We start from the raw sequence: 7,706 nt of genomic DNA, 5'->3' as shown, positions 1-7,706 counted from the left end.
GCCGTGGGCGGGTCAGTTGGAGGCGGCCGCCGGGGAGGGCGCCGGGGTGGTGGACTTACCCGAGTCGGTCGACGGCTTGCTCTCCTCCGACTTCGAGGAAGTCGAGGACGAAGACGCCGAGGACGAGGTCGACGACGAGCGGTTGTCGGTGCGGTAGAACCCAGAGCCCTTGAAGACGATGCCGACGGCGGAGAACACCTTCCGCAGGTTGCCCTGGCAGTTGGGGCAGACCGTCAGCGCATCGTCGGTGAACTTCTGGACGACCTCGAGCTGCTCACCACAGTCATTGCAGGCGTACTGGTAGGTCGGCACGCGCTCCTCCTTCAAGCATGGACACTCGATCAGCATTGGCACTCGAGCGATGCGACTGCTAATGGTAACCGATTGCCAGAAACACCTATTCCAACCCCCGCTCTCCGAACCACCCGGCCAGCTTGCCGCTGCGGTTCACGGCGCGCAGGCGGCGCTCGACCTGTTCGCGGCAGGCGGCGGTGGTGACGACGAGCAGCTGGTCGTCCACCCGGAGCCGGGTGGACGTGGCCGGGACGAACGAGCGGCCGTCGCGTACGACGAGCGTCACCGCGGCGCCGCCCGGCAGCCGCAGCTCGAAGATCTCGACGCCGTGCAGCCGGGAGCCCGGTGGGATCCTGACCTGCAGCAGGTCGGCGTTGAGCTCCTCCAGCGGCGCCGCCTCCACCGACAGGTCGTGGACCTCGGCCGGCGCCGTCACCCCCAGCACCCGCGCCGCGAACGGCAGCGTCGGCCCCTGGAGCAAGGTGAACACGATGACGATGACGAAGACCTGGTTGAAGATGTCCTTCGAGCCTTCGACGCCGGCCGCCCACGGAATGGTCGCCAGGACGATCGGGATCGCGCCGCGCAGCCCGGCCCACGACAGGAACGCCTGGTCGCGCCAGCTCACCCGGCCCAGCCGCAGCCCTTGCGCCACCGCCGAGCTGACCATCACGGAAGCCGGCCGGGCCAGCAGCACGAGGACGGTGCCGGTGATGAGGCCGGGGACGATGGCCGACGGCATCTCGTGCACGTCGGCCAGCATGCCCAGCATGACGAACAGCCCGATCTGCGCCAGCCAGGCCGCGCCCTCCGCGAAGCCCCGGGTGGCCGCCCGGTGCGGCAGGCGGGAGTTGCCGAGGATGAGCGCGGTCAGGTAGACGGCCAGGAAGCCCGAGCCGTGCAGCAGGACGGCGCCGCCGTACGAGACGAAGGTGAGGGCGAGGACGGCGATGGGATACAGGCCTGAGGCGGGCAGGGCGACGCGGCGCAGGGCGAACGCGCCCGCGGGGCCGACGGCGAGGCCGACCGCGGCGCCGATGACCAGCTCGATCAGGGTCTCCAGCAGGAACGTGCCCAGGCCCGCCCCCGGATGCGCCGACGTGCTGAGCAGCATCACCGCGATGACCGTGGGGGCGTCGTTGAAGCCCGACTCCGCCTCCAGCACGCCCGCCAGCCGGGGCGGCAGCGGCAGCCGCCGCAGCACGGAGAAGACGGCGGCGGCGTCCGTGGAGGCCAGCACCGCGCCGAGGATGAGCGCCGTCGTGGCGTCGAGCCCGAGCACCGCCTGTACGACCAGCGCCACCACGACGGTGCTGACCGCGACGCCTATGGTCGCCAGCACCATCGCGATCGGGACGGAACGCTTCACATGGGACCACGTCGTGGTCAGACCGCCCTCAGCCAGGATCACCGCCAGCGCCGTGAGGCCGATCTGCTGGGCCGCGTGAGGGCTCTCGAACGAGACCCCGAACCCGGCCGACAGCATCACCCCCAGGCCCAGGAACACGAGGAGGGTGGGCAGGCCGCTGCGGTGGACGAGGCGTACGGCGGCGATGGCCGCGATGACGATCGCGGCACCGAGGAGGAGCCAGACATCGAGTGTCATCTGGCTCCCCTCTCGTATCTGCGCTCACATAAGACTAGTGAGTCCGGAAGGGGTCATGACGTAGCGAACGTGCCGGTCGTGGGGCTCGTGGGGCACATCGTCGATGAGCTCGCCGTCGTGCAGCAGCGCCACCGTGGGAACGTTCGGGCCGACCCGGGCCAGAGCTCGATCGTACGAGCCGCCGCCCCGCCCGAGCCGGACGCCGGTGCGCCGGTCGACCGCCAGGGCTGGGACGATCACGAGCGCGGCCGTGCGGATCGCCTCGACGCCGCGGCGGGTGTCGACCGGTTCCATGATCCCGTGGCGGCCCGGGGCGAGCGTGCCGGGGCCGTCGTACACCGCCCAATCGAGATCGTTGTCCTCCCGCAGCACCGGAAGGATCACCGTGGCGCCGTGTTTCCACAGAGCGAACACGAGCCCGTGCGTATCCGGCTCCGACCCCGTTGACCAGTAGCAAGCCACCAGACCGGCCATCTGGACCCATGGTTGCTCCAGCAGCGTTTCGCGGACCTTGACGGCGTTTGCGCGCAACTGTTCGGGGGAAAGGCGTGAGCGCGCCGCATTCAGCTCGCGGCGCAGGTTCAGCTTGTCCACAGATCCCTCCACTAGGGTCTACTCATGGCTGACTTCGACCCTGTGACGAAAGCCGTCGTGCCCGCCGCGGGTCTGGGCACCCGGTTCCTCCCGGCGACCAAGGCGACACCCAAGGAGATGTTGCCCATCGTCGACAAGCCCGCGATCCAGTATGTCGTCGAGGAGGCGGCCGCTGCCGGGCTGCTCGACGTCCTCATGGTCACCGGCAAAAACAAACGGTCCATCGAAGACCATTTTGATCGGGCGTTCGAGCTTGAGGAGGCCCTTGAAGCCAAGGGCGATGAGCACCGGTTGTCCCAGGTCCGCGAGCCGGCCTCACTGGCGACGCTCCATTACGTACGCCAAGGCGAGCCCAAGGGCCTCGGCCACGCGGTGCTGTGCGCCAAGCATCACGTGGGCGGACACCCCTTCGCCTGCCTGCTCGGCGACGACCTGATCGACCACCGTGACCGCCTGCTGCAGCGCATGATCGCGGTGCGCGACACATTCGGCGGCAGTGTGATCGCGCTGATGGAGGTGCCCAAGGAGCAGGTCTCCCTGTACGGCGTGGCGACCATAGAGGCGACGGCGGAAGACGACGTCGTCCGCGTGGTCGATCTGGTGGAGAAGCCGCCGGCCGAGGAGGCGCCGTCCAACTGGGCGATCATCGGGCGCTACGTCCTCGACCCGGCGGTGTTCGAGGTGCTGGAGAAGACGCCTCCGGGGCGGGGCGGTGAGATCCAGCTCACCGACGCGCTGCGCACGCTCGCCTCACTCGGGCGCGAGGACGGCGGGCCGGTGCACGGCGTGCTGTTCCGGGGCCGCCGCTACGACACCGGCGACAAGCTCGACTATTTGCGGACAGTGGTGAAGTTCGCCGCGGATCGGGAAGATCTGGCGCCGGACTTCGTGCCGTGGCTGCGGGAGTTCCTCGATGAAATCAGTTGACGCGCATCTGGCCGAGATCCTGGCCACTGTACGTCCGCTGGCGCCGCTGGAGCTCGACCTGGAGCAGACGCTGGGGGCGACCCTGGCCGAAGACGTGACGTCGCCGGTGCCGCTGCCGCCGTTCGACAACTCGGCGATGGACGGCTATGCCGTCCGCGCCGAGGACCTCGAGGAGCTCCCGGTCACGTTGCCGGTGATCGACGACGTGGCCGCCGGCTCCGGTGAGCTGCGCGCCGTGGGGCCCGGCCATGCTGTACGCATCATGACCGGGGCGCCCGTCCCGGCCGGGGCCGACTGCATCGTGCCGGTGGAGTGGACCGACGGCGGGACGGTCTCGGTCTTCATCGACCGCCGCGCCGAGCCTGGCCACGCGATCCGCCGGGCCGGCGAAGACGTCCAGGCCGGGGAGGTCGTGCTCAAGGCCGGCGCCGTGATCGGTGCGGCGCAGCTCGGCATTCTCGCCGGGGTGGGCCGCAAGCGCGTGCTGGCGCGTCCGCGGCCGCGCGTGGTGGTGATCTCGACCGGTTCGGAGCTGGTCGAGCCGGGTGGCCAGCTGGCCCTCGGCCAGATCTGGGACTCCAACAGCTTCACGCTGACCGCCGCCGTCCGCGAGGCCGGGGGCGAGGGGTTCCGTTCGGGTTCCGTCGGTGACGATCCGGCCGTCCTGCTCGACCGCCTCGACACCGCCCTCGTACGCGCCGACGCGGTCATCACCAGCGGCGGTGTGTCGATGGGGGCGTACGAACCGGTCAAGGAGGCCCTGTCGCCGCTGGGCACGGTCGGATTCGTGAAGGTGGCCATGCAGCCGGGCATGCCGCAGGGCTTCGGCGTGCTGGGCGACGACCAGGTGCCGATCTTCGCGCTGCCCGGCAACCCGGTGTCGTCGTTCGTGTCGTTCCAGCTGTTCGTCCGCCCCGCGCTCGACAAGATGCGCGGGCTGCCCGCCGGGCTGCCGGAGACGGTCGCGGCGCGGACGACCGAGCCGCTGCGCTCCCCGTCCGGGAAGCGGTCGTTCCTGCGGGGCGTGCTGGCCGGCGACGGCACGGTCTCGCCCGTGCACGGGCAGGGCTCTCACCAGCTCGCCGCCCTGGCCGCGGCGAACGCGCTCATCGTGGTCCCCGAGGACGTGACCGAGGTGCCCGCCGGGGCCTCGGTGGAGGTGATGAGGCTGTGAACGAACTCACCCATATCGACGAGACCGGCGCCGCCCGCATGGTCGACGTCTCGGCCAAGGACGTGTCGGCGCGCAGCGCCACGGCCACCGGGCGGGTGCTGCTGTCGGCCGAGACCGTGGCGCTGCTGCGGTCGGGGGAGGTGCCGAAGGGCGACGCGCTCGGGGTGGCGCGGATCGCGGGGATCATGGGGGCGAAACGTACGCCTGATCTGATCCCGCTCTGTCATCCCATCGCGCTGCACGGGGTGAAGGTGACCCTCGACGTCGAGGACTGGGGCGTGGCGATCACGTGCCGGGTGAAGACGGCCGACCGTACGGGGGTCGAGATGGAGGCGCTCACCGCGGTCTCGGTGGCGGCGCTGGCCCTGATCGACATGGTGAAGGCGGTCGACCCGGCCGCGGTGATCACGGACGTGCGGGTGGAGGAGAAACTGGGCGGCAAGACCGGCCGGTGGACTCGGGACGGTGACTGATGCGCGCACTGGTGATCACGGCGTCGAACCGGGCGTCTGCTGGGATTTATGAGGATGAATCAGGGCCCTTGCTCGCCGATCTGCTGCGTCAGGCGGCCGGCTGCGAGGTCGACGGCCCGGTCGTGGTGCCCGACGGCGATCCGGTGGAGTCCGCGCTCCGGAAGGGTCTCGCCGACGGTTACGACGTCATCGTCACCACGGGTGGGACGGGGGTGACGCCCATGGACCTGACCCCGGAGATGACCTCTCGCGTAATTTCTCGTGAAATTCCTGGCATCGCCGAGGCTATCCGCCTGGCAAATCGGGAAAAGGTGCCTACGTCCATTTTGTCCAGGGGACTGGCGGGACAGGCGGGCAAGACCTTGATCGTAAATTTGCCCGGATCGTCCGGTGGGGTGCGTGACGGCGTCGCCGTACTGGCTCCCATTCTGCGGCACACGGTCGAGCAGATCCAGGGCGGCGATCACCCGCGCTGACCGTCAATCCCCATGGCGACATCGTGCCCGATGGGGGGATGATGAGAGATGTGGATCGACTTCGTGGCTGGCCGGCGACCCTGAACGAAGGGCCAGTGGGCCTGCGGCCGCTGCGGCTGAGCGACGTACGCGTGTGGCGTGAGACCCGGCTGCGCAACGCCGACTGGCTGCGTCCGTGGGAGCCGAGCAACCCCGAGACGCCCCTGTTCAGAACCGGCCTCGGGCCGTACGTCTCCATGGTCGGCACCCTGCGCCGCGAGGCCAGGCAGGGGCTGGCGCTGCCGTGGGTGGTGACGTACGAGGGGCGTTTCGCCGGACAGCTCACCGTCGGCGCAATCGTGTGGGGATCTGCCCGTTCTGCCCAGGTCGGATACTGGATCGACGGCGCCCTGGCGGGCAAGGGCATCACCCCGACCGCGCTCGCCATGGCCGTTGACCACTGCTTTTTCACCACCGGGCTGCATCGGCTGGAGGCGAACATCCGCCCCGAGAATCACGCCAGCCGTAGGGTGGTTGAGAAGCTGGGTTTCCGGGAAGAAGGCATACGGCGTCGCCAACTCCACATCGATGGAGCCTGGCGCGACCACATGTGTTACGCGTTGACCGTCGAGGACGCCCCCGGCGGCCTTCTCGTGCAATGGCGTCGCGCGCGTGAGTCGGCTGCTCACGGGGGGTCTCCCGTCGAAGAGGTTTGACGATCTCGCGACACACCGCACCGAATGCTCGTCAATCAGTGACACGCGGTCTTACGGTGCGTGACGTGAGCACATTGAAGACGCAACGAACACAGCCGCGTCTTCGTGCTGCCCGGAGGCGGCTTTTCGCCTGGAGGTGGTCGTGAGCGGCGTCCTCCTCTACCTGGCCATCGTCGTGATGTGGCTCTGCGTCCTGATCCCTATGTGGCTGCGCAGAGACAAGACCAATCTCGCTGAGCTGGCGGAGCTCGAAGAGCACTACACCGGCGAGCATCAACTCCCCGACCTCGACAACCTGGACCCTTCGGACGGCGACGAAGACGACGGCACGCCTGCGGCGGAAGTCGAGAAGGTCGACGTCCGCCAATTCCGGCTCCGCCGCCGCGCCATCATCGTGGCGCGCCGGCGGCGGCTGCTCTTCTTCACCGCCCTGCTGGTGTTGGCCTCCATCGTGACGGCGGCCGTGCACATGATCCCATGGTGGGGCGTTGCTCCGTCCGTGGTCGTCATGCTGACGTACACGGTCTTCCTGCGCGTGGCCGTACAAGTCGACCGGGAACGCCGCGAACGCGCCCGCCTGGCGCGTGCGGAGCGGCGGCGAAGGCTGCGTGAGCAGCAGCGCGTCGTCGCTGAGGCGGAGGCTGAGATCATCGACTTCATGCCGCCGCAGCAGGACGTTCTGTTCGACCAGTACGCGGAACCACCCAGGCGTGCGGTCGGAGACTGAGATCGATGGCGCGAGGACCCTCTGGAGTTTGCTAATCTGGTCGAGTCCTTGGGGATGTAGCGCAGTCCGGTAGCGCACTTCGTTCGCATCGAAGGGGTCAGGGGTTCGAATCCCCTCATCTCCACCAGGGGCCGTTCTTGAGACGGCTGGACTGAGGTTGACGGGATCCCGTCTGATCATCGCGATCAGGCGGGATCTTGTCGTTTCAGGGGTTTCCGAATCGGGTTCGTCCTGGTTTGGGAGCAGCGGAGCAGGTGTCCGGGAAGGCCCGGCCGGGCTGGGTGCTGCGACAAGGTGATCTGAAATGTGCGTTATGGGGCGGGTGGTGGCCTGCTCCGGCCCGTGAGCGGCGTGCGGTCGATGTGCTCTGCTGGGATCTCGAGGACGTCGGCGGGTGTGTCGGGCTCGTCTGGGGGCTGGTGGGTGTGGCGCCACTGGTCGAGGAAGTGGTCGTTGGCGACGGTGACGAGCAGCGCGAGCAGGATGGTCTGGGCGACGCGGCCGTGGGCGAGCCGGTTCTTCGGGTCGCCGAGATCAAGATCGTGTCCCTTGACTCTGCCGTTGAGGCCCTCGGTGTTGGCCCGGACGGACTTGTAGGTTCCGATCCAGGCAGGACTGAGGTATGCCACGTCCTGGCGGAACTTGTCGAGGTGGCCGAGGTCGTCCTTGCGGACGGTGATGGTGTGCTGGTGGCAGATCCTCGGCAGTTCGCCGGTCTTGTGGTCGGGCTGTGGGGGGAG

The 7,706-nt window shown here is 68.9% G+C and carries 10 protein-coding genes and 1 tRNA gene; 7 read left to right on the top strand and 4 right to left on the bottom strand.

Annotated elements, in window-relative coordinates; genetic code table 11:
* Nucleotides 1–12 precede the first annotated feature (12 nt).
* The 3 genes from E1286_RS44365 to E1286_RS44355 are packed head-to-tail and all read right to left on the bottom strand — an operon-like array spanning nucleotide 13 to nucleotide 2,494.
* Nucleotides 13–348 (bottom strand): FmdB family zinc ribbon protein, encoded by a 336-nt coding sequence (locus tag E1286_RS44365; RefSeq protein ID WP_342776330.1) that lies wholly within the window; start codon nucleotides 346–348, stop codon nucleotides 13–15.
* 49 nt (nucleotides 349–397) lie between these two features.
* Complete coding sequence (locus tag E1286_RS44360) at nucleotides 398–1,900, bottom strand: potassium/proton antiporter (protein ID WP_132622981.1); 1,503 nt, start codon at nucleotides 1,898–1,900, stop codon at nucleotides 398–400.
* A gap of 24 nt (nucleotides 1,901–1,924) precedes the next feature.
* Entirely contained in the window at nucleotides 1,925–2,494 is a 570-nt protein-coding gene (locus E1286_RS44355; protein WP_165970200.1) for a 5-formyltetrahydrofolate cyclo-ligase, read from the bottom strand.
* 24 nt (nucleotides 2,495–2,518) lie between these two features.
* On the opposite strand from E1286_RS44355, the gene galU reads away from it, so the two are divergent.
* The 7 genes from galU to E1286_RS44320 all read left to right on the top strand — a co-directional run bounded on the left by galU (nucleotide 2,519) and on the right by E1286_RS44320 (nucleotide 7,093).
* Nucleotides 2,519–3,421, top strand: coding sequence for a UTP--glucose-1-phosphate uridylyltransferase GalU (gene galU / locus E1286_RS44350; protein ID WP_132622977.1), 903 nt, complete (start codon nucleotides 2,519–2,521; stop codon nucleotides 3,419–3,421).
* Entirely contained in the window at nucleotides 3,408–4,595 is a 1,188-nt protein-coding gene (gene glp, locus E1286_RS44345; protein ID WP_132622975.1) for a molybdotransferase-like divisome protein Glp, read from the top strand. Before galU ends, glp begins: the two co-directional genes overlap by 14 nt.
* Nucleotides 4,592–5,068 (top strand): cyclic pyranopterin monophosphate synthase MoaC, encoded by a 477-nt coding sequence (gene moaC, locus E1286_RS44340; protein ID WP_132622973.1) that lies wholly within the window; start codon nucleotides 4,592–4,594, stop codon nucleotides 5,066–5,068. The genes glp and moaC overlap by 4 nt, the downstream gene beginning before the upstream one ends.
* Nucleotides 5,068–5,544 carry a MogA/MoaB family molybdenum cofactor biosynthesis protein gene (locus tag E1286_RS44335; RefSeq protein WP_132622971.1) on the top strand — a complete coding sequence of 159 codons (477 nt, stop codon included), beginning with the start codon at nucleotides 5,068–5,070 and terminating at the stop codon, nucleotides 5,542–5,544. Before moaC ends, E1286_RS44335 begins: the two co-directional genes overlap by 1 nt.
* 41 nt (nucleotides 5,545–5,585) lie before the next feature.
* Entirely contained in the window at nucleotides 5,586–6,239 is a 654-nt protein-coding gene (locus tag E1286_RS44330) for a GNAT family N-acetyltransferase (protein ID WP_187368317.1), read from the top strand.
* A gap of 142 nt (nucleotides 6,240–6,381) precedes the next feature.
* Nucleotides 6,382–6,966: a divisome protein SepX/GlpR gene (gene sepX / locus E1286_RS44325; protein WP_132622969.1), complete on the top strand. Its 585-nt coding sequence runs from the start codon at nucleotides 6,382–6,384 to the stop codon at nucleotides 6,964–6,966.
* A gap of 50 nt (nucleotides 6,967–7,016) precedes the next feature.
* Nucleotides 7,017–7,093: transfer RNA gene (locus E1286_RS44320), tRNA-Ala, on the top strand.
* 184 nt (nucleotides 7,094–7,277) lie between these two features.
* Here E1286_RS44320 and E1286_RS48590 read toward each other — a convergent pair.
* Nucleotides 7,278–7,706 (bottom strand): hypothetical protein (locus E1286_RS48590; RefSeq protein WP_223190914.1); only part of this gene is annotated, 429 nt, incomplete at its 5' end.

The sequence above is a fragment of the Nonomuraea terrae genome (assembly GCF_004348995.1).
Classification (GTDB): domain Bacteria; phylum Actinomycetota; class Actinomycetes; order Streptosporangiales; family Streptosporangiaceae; genus Nonomuraea; species Nonomuraea terrae.
Note: the sequence above shows the minus strand (reverse complement) of the source record. Positions and strands in the feature narration are given on the sequence as shown.

What these genes read in the sequence shown, in the direction of transcription:
- E1286_RS44335 (WP_132622971.1), top strand. Translation starts at nt 5,068, where the DNA reads ATGCGCGCACTGGTGATCACGGCGTCGAACCGGGCGTCTGCTGGGATT.
- glp (WP_132622975.1), top strand. Translation starts at nt 3,408, where the DNA reads ATGAAATCAGTTGACGCGCATCTGGCCGAGATCCTGGCCACTGTACGT.
- galU (WP_132622977.1), top strand. Translation starts at nt 2,519, where the DNA reads ATGGCTGACTTCGACCCTGTGACGAAAGCCGTCGTGCCCGCCGCGGGT.
- E1286_RS44360 (WP_132622981.1), bottom strand. Translation starts at nt 1,900, where the DNA reads ATGACACTCGATGTCTGGCTCCTCCTCGGTGCCGCGATCGTCATCGCG.
- E1286_RS44330 (WP_187368317.1), top strand. Translation starts at nt 5,586, where the DNA reads ATGAGAGATGTGGATCGACTTCGTGGCTGGCCGGCGACCCTGAACGAA.
- E1286_RS44365 (WP_342776330.1), bottom strand. Translation starts at nt 348, where the DNA reads ATGCTGATCGAGTGTCCATGCTTGAAGGAGGAGCGCGTGCCGACCTAC.